The organism is Dawidia cretensis, assembly GCF_018598175.1.
In the GTDB taxonomy this organism is placed as follows: domain Bacteria; phylum Bacteroidota; class Bacteroidia; order Cytophagales; family Cyclobacteriaceae; genus Ohtaekwangia; species Ohtaekwangia cretensis.
Map to the genome: position 1 here is coordinate 211956 of NZ_JAHESE010000001.1, position 18019 is coordinate 229974.

An 18019-nucleotide genomic window follows, 5' to 3' on the forward strand; every position below is an offset into this window, starting at 1 on the left:
TGTAATTAAAGTGTAATAAAAAAGGTCACTTTGTAAAATTCAAAGGATGAACGAGTTATTCAAAAAAACTACCCGTTCATGCGGGCATATCAAAACACCCAAAACGCCGAAAACCGTTTCGTTCCGCTGAAAGAACTGAAAATGTGCTACTTAATTCCGTTCGCCTTTTTTATATAGAGCTCGAGTGCACCCGTCATTGACGGCGCGTTCGGCAGGGGTGCTTCAATGTCCAAAATAAGGCCGGCATCGCGTACAGCCTTGGCCGTTGTCGGGCCAAAAACCGCTATGCGGGTGTTATTTTGCTTGAATTCAGGGAAATTGACAAAAAGGGAGTTGATGCCAGAAGGGCTGAAAAATGCCAGAATATCGTAAAACACTTCTTTCAGGTCCGATAAGTTGGCAGCTACCGTGTGGTAAATGATGGCCTCCGTGTAATTGTATCCACCTTCTCTTAAAAAATCAGGGATGTCATTTTTACGGATATCCGAGCAGGGGAAAAGGTATTTCTCGTTTTTGTGCTTCTTGAGGATCTCCAGCAGATCTTGAGCCGTCTTCAAACCCGTGAAGATTTTGCGCTTACGGATCACGATGTATTTCTGCAGGTAGTTGGACGTCTGCTCCGAGATGCAAAAATACTTCATCTCCGGGGGCATCTCGAGTTTTAGTTCCTGACAGATATGGAAGAAATGGTCGACGGCATTACGGCTGGTGAAAATGATGGCCGTATGGTTTAAGATGTCGATCTTCTGCTTGCGAAATTCTTTGACAGGTACCGGCTCCACCTGAATGAACGGGCGGAAATCGATTTTAAGGTTATACTTTTCAGCCAACTTCAAGTAGGGAGAGTTCGCATCAGCCGGAGCTTCTTGGGTCACCAGAATGCTTTTTACTTTGCGCATCCTGTCAGTAGCAATTTCACTCATATCAACACGTAAACGAATTCAGGCTAATTGTACAGTACCTTTAATGTTATCAAAAAGGGTATCAATTCGGTAGCACAAATGTACGAAAATAAATGAAACAACGAGTGGCTCATTTTGCTGCTTAACTTGAAAATGATCAGCACCATCCAAACAACAAGGGTCCATCCGAAAAACTGCAGCAGGCCGTAGAAAAAACCGGCATGCTGCCCATGCATGATGAAGTACCCTGACATGATGATCGTAACGGTTCCAAACACCACCAACAGCACACGTACCCAATTGAAAAAATGTGTGCCTGCCGCTTCGGGCACACCGAATAAGCTCGTTAATCCGTACACCAGCGTCATCTTCACAAAGAAGATTCCCAGCACAATCAGGCTTAATTCCAGCCATTGCAGCATCGCCATGGGAAAATTCTCTGCTTTAAACAGCAAGGCTGTCGTATATTCTGTGGGCAGAAAATGAAAAATGATCATCAGGTAATACCCCAGCATCATACTGCAGAAAATATAAAACAGAATATTCGTGCTGCTGGTGATACGCGTGTATACCTGACTGTCGTCCATTTCACGCATCGAAAATATTTTGATAACCGAAAAATAATCTGAAGCCAACTTGGGGTTCAGGCGAATGATGGTGATTACCAGCATTACCAACACCAGCAACCCGACGATGGCGAAGTCGCGAAAGGAAGTGTTGCGTAGCACCAATTGTTCTTCTGTGCTGGCCTTCTGCGGGGCGCGCGTCAGCACCCGGGTGCTGAGATCCTCCTGCCAGATGCGTTTCTGACGAATGGCCACCGTAAACGACGGCGAAAAAATACCCGCCAGGCTGTCGATGTCGAGGTGCAACCGCGTGCCGGTACCGGCGAGCTTGCCGTCGATGAACAGGTTGAACGGCTGGGGGCTGCTCACCGCCAGGAGATCGTGTTGAAATTTACCGGCATCCACGCGGAAGTAAACCGTCGACACCTTCTCGTTTCCGGTAAAAGCCTCGTATCTGCCCTCCTCAAAGTAGGTCCACTCGGATGCGAAATCCTTGCGGACAGCATACTGCTGCGCAGCGGCCTGTACTGTGAGTAGACATGCCAGGCAGCTAAAGAGGACCAGTTTTTTTACGCTCATCATACGGCTCAAAAATATTCAGAATTGGTCTCATATCCCGAAATGCCCGTAAGTTTGCCACACGAATATGGCTGGAATCTATTTTCACATTCCCTTTTGCAAACAGGCATGCCACTACTGTGACTTTCATTTTTCCACGAATCAGGAGAAAAAGGGAGAAATGGTCGGTGCGCTGGTACGCGAGTTGGAACTCCAGAAGTCGTACCTGGGGGGAGAACCGGTCGGGACCGTGTATTTCGGCGGGGGCACGCCTTCGCTGCTGTCCGTGGCAGAAATAGAAATGCTGTTACAGACCGTTGCCAAAAACTTCGCCCTGGCGCCGGCGGGTGAAATAACGCTGGAAGCCAATCCCGACGACCTCCACGCTGAAAAACTGGTGGCCTTGCGTGCCGCCGGTGTCAATCGCCTGAGCATCGGCATTCAGTCGTTTGATGATCAGGTATTGCATTTCTTACATCGCGCACACAGCGCCTCGACCGCCCAGCAGTGCTTGGAGCAAGCGCGTGCCGCAGGCTTCAACAACATCAGTCTCGACCTGATCTATGCCATTCCCGGGCAGCCGCTGGAGACGTGGCGGGAAAATATACGGCGCGCACTGTCTTTTGCGCCGGAACACATCTCTTCCTACTCCCTCACAATTGAAGAAAAGACTGCGTTTGGCAAGTGGGCGGCCACTGGCAAGCTGAAAGCCGTAGAAGATGATCTCGCGGCGGCGCAGTTGGAGATGCTGGTGGAGATGTTGGACGCCGCCGGCTATGAGCAATACGAAGTGTCGAACTTTGCACGGGCTGGATATTATTCGCGTCACAATAGCAGCTATTGGCAACAAAAAAAATACCTGGGCATTGGCCCAAGCGCCCATTCCTATGACGGCCATAGCCGGCAGCACAATGTCGCGAACAACCATCTCTATTTGCGCGGGCTGCAAGAGGATAAAATACCGTTTACACGCGAAGTGCTGACGCCGGAAGATGTCATAAACGAGTACCTGTTAACCACCCTGCGTACATCGTGGGGCGCGGATCTGCAGAAGCTGCGGCAGGAGCTTCAGTACGACCTGCAGGCCCTGCACGGCCCCTACCTGAATACACTCTGTTCTGAAAATCTGGCCATCGTGTCTGGCGATACCATGCGTCTCACCAGGCGCGGCAAAATGCTGGCCGACAAGATCGCGGCCGACTTATTTGCGACAAAATAAAACCGCGCCGCAACTGCCAAGCCGGAAGTTTCGTAATTTTCACGACCGTTCCCTATCGGAGACCCATGGAAGAAAAAAAAGTGTATATGTTGCTCAAGGCAGTGATCTTTCACTACCACGGTCTGGACGACATAGAAAAAAACGATTTGGAGAAAACCGCGCGCGAGCTGGAAGCCCAGGATGAATACAAGTGGGCGCTGGATTTTGTAGCGCTGGATTATCTCACCTCTTTCGACCGCGCCCGCGATTATCTGAACGAGATCATCGGCGACTATCCCAAAGAAAAGCGCGTGGAGCTAATCAATATGGTTTGGCAGGCAAATAACCTCAAGGGCTACGTGACCGAAATGGAGGCCACGGCCATGCTGAAACTTGCCAAAGATTGGAACGTCCAGAAAGAGCTGATCGAGCTTGTGTTAGCCTGAGCCCGTTACAGGCTCATCATATCTTTAAACTTGGCCGCCTGCCGACGGCTTACTTCAACCTTATCCCCGCCACGAAGTTTTACCATCAGGCCCCCGTTGAACCACGGCTCAATGCCTTCTACCCAGCTCAGGTTTACGATGTGCTTGCGGCTCGCCCGGAAGAAAGCGCGTTCGTCAAGCTTTTCATCCAGTGCATTCAACGACTTGTGAATCATCGGCCGGTTGGCATCAAAATATACTTTGATGTAGTTACCGTCTGACTCGAACAGGCGCACATTCGAAAGGCTCACAAACCAGCAGCGGTCGCCGTCTTTTACAAACACCTGGTCGTTCAGACCCAGCTTTTTCTCCGGCCCGCGAATGGCGGCAATCTTGGCCCGCTCCTTCTCGGCAAGTTTCGAGACCGTTTCCAGTAGCCGTTCCGGTTGAATGGGCTTGAGCAGATAGTCCAGCGCATTTACTTCAAAAGCCTTGATCGCAAACTCGTCATAGGCAGTCGTGAACACAACCAGTGGCACAGCATCCAATTCTTCGAGCAGCTGGAAGCCTGTCTTTCCGGGCATTTGAATGTCCAGGAACAACAGGTCGGGATTCAGATCATTTACCAGCTGCGTCGCCTCGTCGGCGTTAGCCGCCTCACCCACTACTTCGATCATCGGATGATCTTCCAACAACTTCATTAGCTCTTTTCGCGCCAGGCGCTCATCATCCACGATTAATGCTCTCATAGGTAAAATTTTGAGGAATGATTATTTCTGTCAGTACAAAATTATCGTTTTCATTTACAATCCGGAACGATGCCTCGTCCCCATAGATCAGTTTTAAGCGCTGCATGGTATTTTTCAACCCCAGACCTCCCTTGCGCTTGTTCCCCTGCACCAGGTGTCCTGTATTGCGAATATGGACCTTCAAACGGTTATTATCAACAGATGTCTTCACCTGAATCACGCCACCTTGCGTAAGTTTTGAAATTCCGTGCTTGATCCCGTTCTCTACCAGCGTCTGAATCATCAGCGGCGGCACCAAAAAGTTTTGCGATTGCGGATGGATGTCGAACTCCGTCTTGAGCCGCTCCTCAAAGCGAATGCTTTCCAGGCCGAGGTAATCCCGCACCAACCGCATCTCGTCGTCGAACTTAGTAAGCCCTTTCTTGTCCATCGCCAGGCTATTGCGCAAAATATTGGCGAGCTGGTTGATGGCCTGCTTGGACTTCGAGGGGTTTTCGTCCACCAGGGCGCGAATGCTGTTTAAAGCATTAAAAATAAAATGCGGGTTGAGTTGCGACTTGAGGTTGTTCAACTCGATCTCGATCATCGACGCCTCGTACTTCAGTGATTTATTATACCGGTCAAAATAGTGATACGTAAAATAAAACACCGACCACAGGAAGAATACGATCGCATAAAAGGACGTCTGCCCAAGGATTTGTGCCGGGTCAAACGCAGTGCGCGGATCAAATAATCGACCCAGAATCAAATTGACGGGTATACGTAAAAAATATACCGTCACGCCCATCAAAATCACCGCCACAAATACACCCGGGATGAGCTTGGGCATGGGCAGGTATAACCACCGCCAGCGGTTCAGGAACAAGCGGAATAAGTGTGTGATCATGAGGCATAAAAAAGCCTCGAACAACAGGAACGTAATGCGGCGCGTCGCAAAGCCGTCGGAAGCAAAGAAGCTGAAGACAATCTGGACAACGGCGTAAAACAACCATCCGCCGGTTTGTAATGTCCAATACAATCTGTGCTTATTTACCATATCGCCTCTGCGAAAAGTTCAAAATATACGCAAATCGCGGGCATCCGGCATCCCAAATTTATGTGGGTGGCGGATCTACAGGTATTTAAACTGCAGGAGGTATAAGAAAAGTAGGCCTGTCACAATAATCAACGACCAGGTAATGGTCACGATCGTTTTTTTATACGCTATCAGATTTGGCTCGGCGGCCATGGAATTAAATGCAAAGGCCAGGCTGGCCAATATATACAAAGATGCTTCGAGCAGATCTCCGGTGTATACGTGGTAGACTCCCACCAAAAAGAAAAGGAAACTGACCAGGTACGGTCGTACGCGTGCTATCATGTTGATACTGTGTGGAAATCGATTATTATCACGTGTTAATTCAACTCGGCCTTGAGGAACTTACCCGTATAGCCGGTGGTATTTTTGGCTATCTCCTCGGGGGTGCCCTTGGCGATGATCTTGCCCCCTTTTGCGCCACCTTCCGGCCCCAGGTCGACGACGTGGTCCGACGACTTGATAACGTCAAGGTTGTGCTCGATTACCAATACCGTATTGCCCTTGTCGACGAGTTTCTGCAACACATCGAGCAAGTGCGCAATATCCTGGAAGTGTAATCCTGTGGTAGGCTCATCCAGGATGTACATGGTCTTACCGGTATCGCGCTTCGACAGCTCTGTTGCCAACTTCACGCGTTGTGCCTCTCCGCCCGAAAGTGTCGTAGCATGTTGTCCCAGGGAAATATAACCCAGACCCACTTCGCCAAGCGTTTGGATCTTGCGCAAAATCTTCGGCTGGTTCTCAAAGAACGTGATCGCTTCCTCCACCGTCATATCTAACACGTCGCTGATCGACTTCCCTTTAAATCGCACTTCCAGCGTCTCCCGGTTATACCGCTTCCCCTTACAAGTTTCGCAAGGTACGTATACGTCCGGAAGAAACTCCATTTCAATGAGACGTAATCCTGCTCCTTCGCATGTTTCGCACCGGCCACCCTTTACATTAAATGAGAACCGACCGGTTTTATACCCACGGATCTTCGACTCCGGCATCTGTGTAAACAGGTCGCGAATGTCGCTGAACACCCCCGTATAAGTAGCCGGGTTCGAACGCGGTGTGCGGCCAATAGGCGACTGATCTACTTCTATCACTTTGTCGATATGCTCAAGCCCTTCCATCTTTTTATGCGACAGCGGCTCTGTGCGCGAGTTATAGAAGTGACGATTGAGGATCGGAAAAAGTGTTTCATGGATCAGTGTAGACTTACCACTGCCCGAGACACCCGATATACAGGTGAGCGTGCCCAGCGGTATCTCGAGTGTAACGTCTTTCAGGTTGTTACCTGAAGCACCCGTTAGTACCAGCTTCTCGCCACTGCCTTTGCGTCTGTCCTTGGAGAATTGTATACCGATCTTGCCGCTCAGGAACTTGGCCGTGGTGCTGTCGTTCTTCAAAAACGTTTTCGGATCGCCCGCGGCCACGACGTGACCACCGTGACGGCCGGCCCCCGGGCCGATGTCGAGTATATAATCCGACGCTAACATCATGTCTTTGTCATGCTCCACCACGACCACGCTGTTACCAATGTCGCGCAGGTCTTGCAGTGCTTTGATCAGTTTAACGTTGTCGCGTGCATGTAGCCCAATGCTGGGCTCGTCGAGAATGTATAGCACCCCTACCAACTGTGTACCGATTTGTGTTGCCAATCGGATACGTTGCGACTCACCACCACTCAGCGTGCGAATGGGTCGATTGAGGTTCAGGTAGTCCAGGCCGACATCCAGCAAAAAGCCGATGCGCTTCCGGATCTCTTTCAACACCTCCGTGGCAATTACCTTCTGCTTGGCATTGAGTCTTCCTTCTAAACCCTCAAACCATTTTTTCAAGGATTGGATGTCAAGCACCGCCAGCTCAGCAATGTTCTTGTCGTCGATCTTAAAATGCAACGACTCCTTCTTCAAACGCGCGCCGTTACATTCCGGGCATGTCCGAACGACGGTGAAATCTTCCACCCATTTTCGCATAGATTCCGACCCTTCGTCGCGTTGTTTCTCGAGAAAGTTGATGATGCCTTCAAAGCGCACGTTCCAGTCCGTGCCCGGATATTTTACCGAGGCAACCGGCACGGGTGTATCGTCGCCATAGAGCATTACCTTGATAACTTCCTTGGGTATATCTTTGACCGGTGTCGACAACGTCAGCTTGTGACGCTTCAGCATCGACTCGATCTTCTTAAAGATCCAAATGTCGCGGTACTCACCCAGCGGCAAAATACCACCACGGCTTATGCTCAACTTCTTGTCGGGCATGATCGAATCTTCCGTGATCTCTTCGATCTGTCCCAACCCGTTACACGTGGGACATGCTCCGTACGGGGAGTTGAAAGAAAATGTATTCGGCGCCGGCTCATCATACGACAGACCCGTTTTAGGGTCCATCAGGAATTTGGAGAAATGATGCACCTTGCCACCTTCTTCCATCACCATGATAACGCCCTTGCCCTCTTTCAGCGATTTGGCGATTGACTGCCCGATGCGGTGTTTGTCTTTGGGATCGGCCACGATCCTGTCCATCACCACTTCGATGTCGTGTATTTTGTAACGGTCCACCTGCATCTTGGCCGTGATCTCTTGCACCTCGCCATCTATCCGCACTTTGGTGTAACCCGACTTCCGGATCTGCTGGAAGAGTTCACGATAGTGACCTTTACGCCCTTTGACGATCGGCGCCAGAAGCACCAACTTTTTACCTTTCAACGTTGTGATGATCGCATCCAGAATTTGTTCTTCCGATTGACGCACCATCTTGTCGCCCGACAGATACGAAAAAGCTTCGCCGGCCCGCGCGTACAACAAACGCATGAAATCGTATATCTCTGTTACAGTACCCACGGTGGAGCGTGGATTCCGCGACGTAGTTTTTTGTTCGATGGAAATAACGGGGCTCAGGCCGTTGATCTTGTCAACGTCCGGCCGCTCGAGGTTGCCCAGGAAGCTCCGCGCGTACGCAGAAAAGCTTTCCATGTAGCGGCGTTGTCCTTCGGCATAGATGGTATCAAAGGCAAGTGAAGACTTTCCGCTGCCGCTGATGCCGGTAATGACAACTAACTTGTTACGCGGAAAGCTAACGTTGATGTTTTTCAGGTTATGCTCACGGGCCCCGATTACTTCGATATACTCATGACCGGTCTGGTCCTGGATCTTTTTTTCTGTTGCTTTCGCCATGAATTGAACTTACCAATAATGAGAAATACAAAAATGCCGCGCCGATCGTTTCCCGCAAAATGAAAAAATCGGAATCGTACGATCTTTCTTCAAATTCCGCCGGGGATGTGTCCGGCTGTCTGTGCGACCACCATGCTTACCGATGGACATACCCATCTGTTTTCCTAGTGCTTTAGATCTAGGATATCACTAGCTTAACCCTAGCTCAATACTAGCTTAAGTCTAGGACATCCCCGGCGCATCCGGCACTGTATGTCAGAAAAACAGGAAGGCCATCCTTTCCAGGATAGCCTTCCCTCATGCCCCACTGGCAAATATTATTTCCGACTGCCGTAAAACAGAGTAATAAACAGCGTCGGGTAAAATGCATAGTTCTTGGCAGCCGCCATCAGCTCCACTTTTTCGGTGTAGGCATCGAGCAGAAATCCTGCTTCAAAGCCTGTCACCTGGCTTTTAATCGTGCCCAGCTCAAAGTTAAGCGCAGCTTTTATGTTGGCGCCGGGAGCAATCTTCGACTCGTCAATGCCCTGGAACAAACGGCCAGTACCAAAGATAGACGTGATACCAATGTTGGTGTCGTACTGCGCGGTATTGGTTACAAACGAGGTGTTGTCTACGCTATACTCCACGTAATATGGGGCCACGATGCCGATAGTCGGACCTGCTGCAAAAATGGCCTTGATTTCCACCCCTTGCTGCGGCGCTTTTTTGAACAAGATAAAGTCGCGTCCGTATTGCAGGCGGAGGGCATAGAGATAATTCTTTTTTCCGAGAATAAAGAAGTTGCCGGTGTTGGGTGAGCTCGTGCGTACTTCTTGTGGATTCTTCACATTCATGATCTCCAGACCGTACGTTTCCAGCACGCGGTCGCTCAGCTTACGTGCTTTTTTGAAAACCAGGCCCCCGATGAGCCCCCCTGCCGTATTTTTATTGATCCCCCACGTAAACTCAGATTGATAATCATAGCTATCTTGCGTTTGTGCATTTGCCACAATCGCCACCAACGTAAAGGCCACTAATAGGGAGATCTTATCCAGACGCAACATCCTCACAAAGATACTTTGGATTAAATTTAAACTTTTAATTACCTAACGCAAATACTAACCCCAAGTTATTCGATATGGTTTCCATGACTGGAATTTATGAAGGATCTTTACGGACAAGCGTAAAACATCTCAAATCAGGCAATACAATCGTTACCGATGCACCACCCGATAACAACGGCCGTGGCGAAGCATTTAGCCCAACCGACCTGACTTGCGCCTCGCTGAACAGTTGCATGATGACCCTCATGGGCATTCTGGCCAATCGCGAGGGAATTGACCTGACGGGCCTCACATCCGAGATCACCAAAATCATGGGTGCCGACCCGCGTAAAATAGCGGAAGTCAAGATTGTGTTTACACACCCTTCACTGGTCGCTACGGACGTTCAAAAAGAAAAACTAAAACGTGCTGCGATGACCTGTCCTGTAGGCCTAAGCCTTTCCGACACGGTCGTTCAAACCATCGCGTTTAATTTTTAACCGTACTGCGTATTTGTTGGTAGTCGATCGCCATGTGTGAGCGATCGTATACCGACGCGCCGTCGCGGATGATCAGAATTTGGGGGGATTCGTGCTCAACTTCAAAAAGCGTAGCGATTTGATTGGAGATCTGACGATAGGAAATCAGGTCGAGGAAATATGGCTTCACATGTGAATCCATTTCCTGCACATCCCAGTTCCGCTCTAGCCGCTCTAATACCATTCTGCTAATCGAGCAACGGGTGCTATGTTTAAAAATAAGGACTGGTCTCTCGATCGATTCTTTTCGGATCGCTTCCAGCTGGTCCAGTGAGGTCAATTTTTCCCAATTCATAGTGGTGCGTTATTCATACCACAGCCCCGCTTCCCCTTTGTCGTACCGCGGCTTATGCCCCTTGTCTTTCAGGTGGTCGGGCTGTGTTTCTTCTTTTCTGAATAAACGCGACCACCATAGCTTAAAGTTCGTGAGCATGTCACGTTCGCTATCAACATTGTTTTTGTTTGTCTTGACAAACTTCGCATCCGGATGCAAGCCCCTTTTATCAAACAGGGTGTACTTCTTCATCTTGATGTTGCCCTGATAGTCGGTTGACCGTGCAAATGCTTTTCCCGGCTCGCGCACCTTCAGCGCATCTTCTGCACTGCTGCCATTCCGCACGTAGCGATACTGCTTGACTTTCACTTGCAGCTCGCCCACCGCCTTGGTGGCTTTGGTAGGCGACAACTTAGGCGTAGCATCTTCGGCAGCATTTTTATTTTTGACGTAGCGCCGCGTTTTCACGGGTATCTGCAAACCATATACCTGGTCGACCGCTACGCTCGGACGCTTTTTCAGCAACGCATCCTCGTGCGCTTTTTCATTGCGGATGTACCCCTTGCGCAGGCGAGGCAAGCGGATGTATCCCGTAAACTCTTCTCCCTGATCGCCAAAACCCGGGCTGGCCGAGAAACGCTTCATCTTGCCGGGATAGCCATTGATCTTATGCGCCTCGGGTTTCGGCACGCGACCCACCAACGGCGTTTCATCGTTGTTCCACAACGTACCGCTTACACTACCGCCACCTTTCAACGGCCGGCGGCCTTTCAGTGTGCCTTGATATTTGCCATAGCGCGTTTCGCGCGGCGCACGGCCGGCAATCGCCGACTCCCGGTTGTTCCACAGACGTCCGCTTACGCTACCGCCACCTTTCAGCGGGCGACCGCCTTTTAATGTACCCTGATATTTTCCGTAGCGTGTTTCTCGCGGCGTGCGGCCGGCAATTGCCGACTCCCGGTTGTTCCACAGACGTCCGCTTACGCTACCGCCACCTTTCATCGGGCGACCCCCCTTCACGTTGCCCTGAAATTTACCATAGCGGGTCTCCCGGGGTTGACGTCCGGCCACTGCCGTACCGTTGTTGTTCCACAACCTTCCGCTCACGCTACCACCGCCTTTCGCCTGGCGACGACCTTTGATATTACCCTGGAAAGTACCGGGACGAGTTTCGCGCGGTTGACGCCCGGCAACAGCCGAACCATTGTTGTTCCACAATCTGCCGCTCACACTACCCCCACCTTTTGCTCTGCGGCGGCCTTTCACATCTCCTTTATAATTCCCAACACCCAATGCGCCGATGCCCGGCGCACGACCTTGTACGGGCGTCTTCCCTGTACGCGACCGCGTAGCGGACCGCGCGCCGCCGCCGGGAATGGCGCCACTATACCGGCGATCGCCATACCGCGCTTTCTTACGACGCCCGGTATATAAGATCGGCATTCCCTCTGTACGTTTTTTGCTGGTGAAATTTTTACCACGAATTCGTCGTCCGGCAATATCGCCGGTCCAGGCCTTCGGCCGCGTGTTGGTGGCCGAACGATAGCTGCCTGCGGCGGGCCCGCGATACGGGCGTTCACCCACGCGCCTTTTACCGGAAAATGTTTTGACGGGTGCGCTTACTCCGGGCCGGGGCGACTCATAGTTACGTCGACGTAATGGCTGGCCGGCAAGGTCTGTGGTCTGTGCACGCTCCGTTCGTTTCTTGGGTCGTGGAAAATTGGCGTAAACATTTAAGCTCTTCCGGGCCATGAACGGCCGCGATGCCGACCTTGGTTTCACCTTGCGTCTGCGTGGCGGCGTAGATCGCGGTCCTGACGAAGCGCTTGCCCTTGCCACCGTCGCCCGATTTGAAACGACACCACCGCCGACACGGCCGCGGCTGGACGGATGGCGTGTGACATAACGCCCGGTCTGCGGATGTACGTTGTTGCGCGAGGCGCTGCTACTGTTCCGCCCGCGAATGCGGCGGTGTGTAATGTCACCCTGCCAGGCACGTTGCGTGCCGCTGGGCTTGGGCGGTTGACGACGCAATACATTGCCAGACGCTTTTCCGACTTTGTCCCGACTGCGGGCCGAGCTGGAACGCGACCGGCTGCGGGTTGCCGCTCGATTATTATAGGTAGGCTGTTTTTTAGAGGCTTTATTCTTTTTCCGGAACGTGCTTTTGAAACGGCTTTCGCGGCGCTGCCCTCCCTGGGATGATCCCGGCCGGTCCCCTTTGGTATTTTGGGCCAATACCGGGGCCGCCAGCAGCAACAGCAAGGCCATCAGCAGCACCAACTTGGTGGCAGGCCTGGAAAATGCAGTATTTCTTGTAGCTACGTTCAAAAAATGGCGAAAGAAACAGGCCAAGATAATTGAAATTTGTGATACCCCTCTACTTTAGTAGGTAAGTAACGTTTCGATGGCGCCGATCAGCCTGTTTTTCGGTAAAAAATTATCTTCCAGCGTCGGGGCAAATGGAATGGGCGTATCCAAGCTGGCCACCCGAACCACCGGCGCGTCCAGGTCTCGGAAACAATGCTCGCTGATCCAGGCGCCGATTTCCGCGCCTACGCCCCCTGTCAAGGTATCTTCGTGCAGGATGATCACCCGGTTAGTCTTCTTTACCAATGTCGCCACCGCTTCTTTGTCCCAGGGCAGCAGCGTGCGCAAATCCAGTATCGATGCGTGTACGTGCGGAAGGTTCGCCAGCGTTTGTTGCGCCCAGTGTACGCCCATTCCATACGTAATAATGCCCAGGTCTGTGCCCTCGCTTAGCAACTTCGCTTCGCCGATCGCTATAGTATAATAGTCGTCCGGCACAAATTCTTTCAGGGAACGATACATCAGCTTATGCTCAAAATACATCACCGGGTTCGGGTCTTCCAGTGCTGCACACAACAACCCTTTCGCATCGTAGGGATTTGAAGGGTATACTATTTTTAACCCGGGGGTGTGAAAGAACCAGGCTTCATTGCTTTGCGAGTGAAAGGGCCCTGCCGCCGTACCGGCACCGGTAGGCATGCGCACCACCACGTCAGCCGGCTGGCCCCACCGCCAATGGGTCTTCGCCAGGTTGTTTACAATTTGATTAAACCCCTCTGTTACAAAGTCGGCAAACTGCATCTCCACCATCGACTTCATACCTTTTACCGACAGGCCTAAACCGGCGCCCAAAATCGCCGACTCACACAAAGGTGTATTTCGCACACGTTGCTTGCCGAAGCGCTCTACAAAGCCCTCGGTGATTTTAAAGACACCACCATATTCTGCGATGTCCTGCCCCATCAGCACCAGGTTATCAAAGCGCTCCATGCTTTGCCGCAGGCCGTCGCTGATGGCATCGATAAAACGTTTTTCGGATTTCTTTTCGGACGCGGGCGAAATGACCACTTGCTCAAAATGAGCATATACATCGTCCAGCTCCTGCCCGGTCTGGGCAACGGGATGATTTTCCTGAGACGCTATCGCAATGCCTTCTTCGATTTCTTGTTTTACACGTTTACGTTGCGCGGCGATATAACCTTCATCGATTACGCCGCTTTGCACCAGGTACTTTTCATAGTTCTCCAACGGGTCCTTCTTCGCCCAGGTGTCCAGCAGTTCTTGCGGTACATACTTTGTCCCCGACGCCTCTTCGTGGCCCCGCATCCGGAAGGTCATACACTCCAACAAGACTGGTCGCGGGTGTTTGCGCATATGCGTTGCCAGGCGCTGCACGGTGCTGTATACTGCCAATACGTTATTGCCGTCAACTTGCACCCCTTCCATGCCATAGCCAATGGCTTTGTCGGTAAAGCTTTCACAGCGAAACTGCTCACGGCTGGGAGTAGACAAACCGTAACCGTTATTCTCTACGATGAAGATCACGGGCAGGTCCCATACTGCCGCTACGTTTAGGGCCTCGTGGAAATCGCCCTGGCTCGTGCCACCATCGCCGTTAAAGACGACTGTGACCTTTCCTTCCTGCCGCAATTGGCTGGCCAGCGCAATGCCATCGGCCACACCGTTCTGCGGCCCCAGGTGCGAGATCATACCTACGATGTGGTGCTCGCGCGAGCCAAAGTGAAAAGAGCGGTCACGACCCTTGGTATACCCCGTCAGTGTACCCTGCCATTGAGCAAACAGCCGGTGGAAGGGTATATTGCGGCCCGTAAACACCCCTAAGTTGCGGTGCATGGGCAAAATATACTCGCCGGGGGTCAGTGCTAGTGTCACCCCGACAGCGATGGCCTCCTGGCCAATGCCACTAAACCATTTGCTGATTTTATTTTGCCGCAGCAAAATGAGCATCTTCTCTTCAATCAGGCGGGGCAATAACAAGTTTTCGTACAGCTTCTTCAGAACGCTGTCAGAGATTTTTTGGCGATCGAACTGCATAGTGGTTTCTGGTGGCGCAAAGTTAACCGAGTTTTTGACTTACCATCAGCACGCAAATCTTCTAAAGCATAGAGGCCCATTGTTATAAAGAAACTATTAACTTTATCTCCGATCCCGCTACATGCTGACCCGACTACCACTCCTCCTGGTTTTCTTGCTCGTTGTCATGGACCTGTCTGCACAGGAGTATCGCTTTCATCAATACCGCGTAGAACAAGGCTTACCCAGCGACGTCATAAAAGCCGTTGCCCAGGACTCCTTAGGCTTTTTCTGGATCGCCACCGACGACGGCATTGTTAAATACGACGGGCTACGCTTCACCACGTACCGGTCTGCGCTGCGCAGTCAATATGCCAAAGGTTTCCTCACGACCCGCAAAGGCAGGCTTCTCGCCATTGCCGACCTCGACCTGATCGAAATCAAAAATCAGGTAGACACTGTTATCTTCCATTCGTTGCTGCGCGGTACGCGTAATCCCACCGATACCACCATTTGGTACGGTAAGACACTCTACGAAGACCGTCACGAAGACATCTGGATTGCGGAGACCCAAGCTGCCGTGCGGTTTGATGGCAAAACCATGAAGCGCTACGACTTCGGTGCTGAAAATCGATCGCCGGTATTTATACGCTCCTATAACTTTTTTGAAGACCAGGATGGCAACTTTTATGCGGTCGGGTATGCCGGAAAAGTGTTCCGTTTTGATGAAGTCGACGATACCTTCGTGCAACTGCGACAAACATTACCGGGTCATTCCAGTCACGTGCTCTTCGAGAACGGCAAATTACTCGTCGCGGCGGGCGACGGGTTATATGAAGCCATCCTTCGCGACGGCGAGATTCAGTACCAGCAACGTGTCCTGTCGGCATACAATTGCTCCTACCTGCTCCGCACTTCCGACGCCCTTTGGGTCTGTACCTTTAACGCGGACGTGTATAGAGTACCGGGCAGCCGGTACGAAGAAGCCGAAAGACTGCCCTATTCTTTTATCGGCGCCAGCGCCATCTTCAGTAGTAAAGAAAATGACTTATGGGTAGCGTCTGACAAAGGACTGGTGTTGGTGCAAAAAAATCAGTTCCAGGTCATTGACTTGCGAGCACAGGCCCACTTCATCGAAGGCATGGCCCACGACCCCAAACGCGATGTGTTATATTACTGCTCTAAAGAAGCATTACTGGAATTGTATCACGGGCCTGACGGTGAATGGGAACACCGAATGCTCTATTTTAATCGCGACGGATACTTCCAGGCATTACAATTCAGTGCTCATGGCGGCCTGTGGGCCAGTACGGCATCCGAGGTGTTGCTGTTTCAAAACGACAAGCTGAAAAAACGTTGGGATTTTGCAAAAGAAGGGGGCTTTATCTCCGACGTGTTTATCGACAAGCGTCAGAATATCTGGCTTAGCCAGGGTCGCGCCCGCCGTGTAAAAGTGATGTCGACTAAAGATTTTTCGTTGCGTTATTACGACGTGCCATTGCTGAAACAAAGTCAGATAAACGTGGTCCGCGAAGGCAAGAACGGTATATACCTGGCATCGAGTGGCGTGGGCGGATACCTTTTCTACAAACCTCACGATGCCGACACGTTTAAAAACGTCAGCCTCCCTGTAGACTTCCCCACTGAAAGCGATCTGAATATCCACGATCTGGCTGTACAGAACGATGTCATCTGGCTGGCATCCACGGAGGGATTGCTGCGTTACGACCAACACACTACCCAACGCATTGACCTCGGCGAGCCACTCACCGGCTCGTCCGTCAGCTCGGTTGAGACACTCGACGATCGCTATATACTTTTCTCCAACTCGTATGGGCTCATGCGCTACGATGTTGTGACTGGCGATCTCTGGCTATACGACGAAAACACCGGCCTCCCGTCCAACACCATCACCGACCACGGCATTCTCGCGGACCAGTACAATCGACTTTGGATCGGCACGTCGTTTGGTCTTGCGTTGGCCGCGAAATCCATTCGCACAAATGCCACCACCGCACAACCATTCTGTACATACGCCAGTGTAAACGGTGTGACACGGCGCTTTCGCGACGGCTTACAAGTGCCGTACGGCGCGTTCATAAGCCTCATGTTCTCGCCTATCACCTTTCCCGAAAACAAGATCAACATGCAGTGGCGATTGGATAGCGATAGTGTGTGGCACTCCATGCACGATCACACCCTTACGCTCTCCGATTTATCAGCAGGCCGCCATACACTGCAGGTGCGTGCGAAAAAAAATACGGGGCTTGGGTGGAGCCGGCCTACGGAAATGACCGTGACGATCGGCAAACCGTACTGGCAAAAAGCTGAGTTCATTTTCCTGGTCCTGCTTACTGCGCTCATGATCGCCTGGATCTCTTACGCCGTGAGCGCAGCCATCATGAAAAAACGCAAGACATATTTGCACGACCTCATTGAAGAACGAACAGTGGATTTACAGAAGGCAAACGAGGAGTTGCTGCAACGTAACGCCGAGTTGGACCGCTTTGTATACAGTGCATCGCACGACCTCAGTGCGCCACTAAAATCCGTACTCGGGTTGATCATGGTGGCGCGCATGGACAAGTCCATCGCCAACCACGAGCAATACCTCGACATGATGGAACGCAGCATTCGCAAGCTGGAAAAGTTTATCGAAGAAGTGGTGAGCTATTCGCGCAATACGCGTATGCCCGTAAAGCCTGAGACATTTTTATTTACCGTCTTTGTGCAAAACCTGTTGCTCGACCATCAGTATGCGCCCAACTATGGCAAGATTAAATTTGAGGTGGAAGACGGCACGGGAGGTCTGCCCATTGTAGCCGACGTCGTGCGGCTCAAAATCATTCTCAACAATCTCATTTCCAACGCCATTAAATTTCATTGGTTTGGCGGCGACCGCGAGCCCACGGTCCGCATTTCGCTCACGGCCACGTCCACCCAGTACACCATCGTGGTGCAAGACAATGGCCGGGGCATTGACGATCACCACCTTGCGCACATCTTTGACATGTTCTACCGCGCCAGCGAGCAGGCACAAGGCTCGGGCCTGGGCTTATACATCCTGAAAGAATCCGTTCTGAAGTTGGGCGGAACCGTCGAGGCGCGCTCCAAGCTGGACGAGGGCACCACCTTCGTCATCACACTGCCGGTGTTAAACCCGACGGAATTCCGCTGATCTTGTTATTTTTGGCGCC

General features: G+C 51.5%; 14 protein-coding genes. 4 read left to right on the forward strand and 10 right to left on the reverse strand.

Annotation, left to right across the window (positions count from 1 at the left end):
* Positions 1 to 146 precede the first annotated feature (146 nt).
* Positions 147 to 923 carry a uroporphyrinogen-III synthase gene (locus tag KK062_RS00915; protein WP_254082349.1) on the reverse strand — a complete coding sequence of 259 codons (777 nt, stop codon included), beginning with the start codon at positions 921 to 923 and terminating at the stop codon, positions 147 to 149.
* A 23-nt stretch (positions 924 to 946) separates the two neighbouring features.
* The gene (locus KK062_RS00920) at positions 947 to 2050 is read right to left on the reverse strand and encodes a DUF4271 domain-containing protein (RefSeq protein WP_254082350.1); all 1104 of its coding nucleotides are present in this window, start codon (positions 2048 to 2050) and stop codon (positions 947 to 949) included.
* 64 nt (positions 2051 to 2114) lie between these two features.
* Here KK062_RS00920 and hemW point away from each other — a divergent pair, with 64 nt between their 5' ends.
* Entirely contained in the window at positions 2115 to 3245 is a 1131-nt protein-coding gene (gene hemW / locus KK062_RS00925; RefSeq protein ID WP_254082351.1) for a radical SAM family heme chaperone HemW, read from the forward strand.
* 65 nt (positions 3246 to 3310) lie between these two features.
* On the forward strand, positions 3311 to 3670 hold the full coding sequence (locus tag KK062_RS00930) for a hypothetical protein (protein ID WP_254082352.1): 360 nt from the start codon (positions 3311 to 3313) through the stop codon (positions 3668 to 3670).
* Positions 3671 to 3675: 5 nt separating this feature from the next.
* Here KK062_RS00930 and KK062_RS00935 read toward each other — a convergent pair whose 3' ends face one another.
* From KK062_RS00935 to KK062_RS00955, 5 genes are all read right to left on the reverse strand, one after another.
* On the reverse strand, positions 3676 to 4398 hold the full coding sequence (locus KK062_RS00935) for a LytR/AlgR family response regulator transcription factor (RefSeq protein ID WP_254082353.1): 723 nt from the start codon (positions 4396 to 4398) through the stop codon (positions 3676 to 3678).
* On the reverse strand, positions 4376 to 5434 hold the full coding sequence (locus KK062_RS00940; RefSeq protein WP_254082354.1) for a sensor histidine kinase: 1059 nt from the start codon (positions 5432 to 5434) through the stop codon (positions 4376 to 4378). The genes KK062_RS00935 and KK062_RS00940 overlap by 23 nt, the downstream gene beginning before the upstream one ends.
* Before the next feature lie 75 nt (positions 5435 to 5509).
* The gene (locus tag KK062_RS00945) at positions 5510 to 5758 is read right to left on the reverse strand and encodes a hypothetical protein (RefSeq protein ID WP_254082355.1); all 249 of its coding nucleotides are present in this window, start codon (positions 5756 to 5758) and stop codon (positions 5510 to 5512) included.
* A 35-nt stretch (positions 5759 to 5793) separates the two neighbouring features.
* Complete coding sequence (gene uvrA / locus KK062_RS00950; RefSeq protein WP_254082356.1) at positions 5794 to 8640, reverse strand: excinuclease ABC subunit UvrA; 2847 nt, start codon at positions 8638 to 8640, stop codon at positions 5794 to 5796.
* Between the two features lie 317 nt (positions 8641 to 8957).
* The gene (locus KK062_RS00955) at positions 8958 to 9686 is read right to left on the reverse strand and encodes a hypothetical protein (RefSeq protein ID WP_254082878.1); all 729 of its coding nucleotides are present in this window, start codon (positions 9684 to 9686) and stop codon (positions 8958 to 8960) included.
* Between the two features lie 74 nt (positions 9687 to 9760).
* Here KK062_RS00955 and KK062_RS00960 point away from each other — a divergent pair, with 74 nt between their 5' ends.
* On the forward strand, positions 9761 to 10165 hold the full coding sequence (locus tag KK062_RS00960; RefSeq protein WP_254082357.1) for an OsmC family protein: 405 nt from the start codon (positions 9761 to 9763) through the stop codon (positions 10163 to 10165).
* Here KK062_RS00960 and ytxJ read toward each other — a convergent pair.
* From ytxJ to KK062_RS00975, 3 genes are read right to left on the reverse strand one after another with little or no spacing between them, the layout of a single operon-like run.
* On the reverse strand, positions 10155 to 10499 hold the full coding sequence (gene ytxJ / locus KK062_RS00965; protein ID WP_254082358.1) for a bacillithiol system redox-active protein YtxJ: 345 nt from the start codon (positions 10497 to 10499) through the stop codon (positions 10155 to 10157). The genes KK062_RS00960 and ytxJ overlap by 11 nt on opposite strands.
* Before the next feature lie 9 nt (positions 10500 to 10508).
* Positions 10509 to 12809 (reverse strand): hypothetical protein, encoded by a 2301-nt coding sequence (locus KK062_RS00970; protein WP_254082359.1) that lies wholly within the window; start codon positions 12807 to 12809, stop codon positions 10509 to 10511.
* Between the two features lie 54 nt (positions 12810 to 12863).
* A complete protein-coding gene (locus KK062_RS00975) occupies positions 12864 to 14843 on the reverse strand; it encodes an alpha-ketoacid dehydrogenase subunit alpha/beta (RefSeq protein ID WP_254082360.1) in 1980 nt (659 codons plus the stop codon).
* A gap of 121 nt (positions 14844 to 14964) precedes the next feature.
* Between KK062_RS00975 and KK062_RS00980 the strand changes: the two genes are divergently transcribed.
* Positions 14965 to 18000 (forward strand): sensor histidine kinase, encoded by a 3036-nt coding sequence (locus KK062_RS00980; RefSeq protein ID WP_254082361.1) that lies wholly within the window; start codon positions 14965 to 14967, stop codon positions 17998 to 18000.
* Positions 18001 to 18019: the final 19 nt, after the last annotated feature.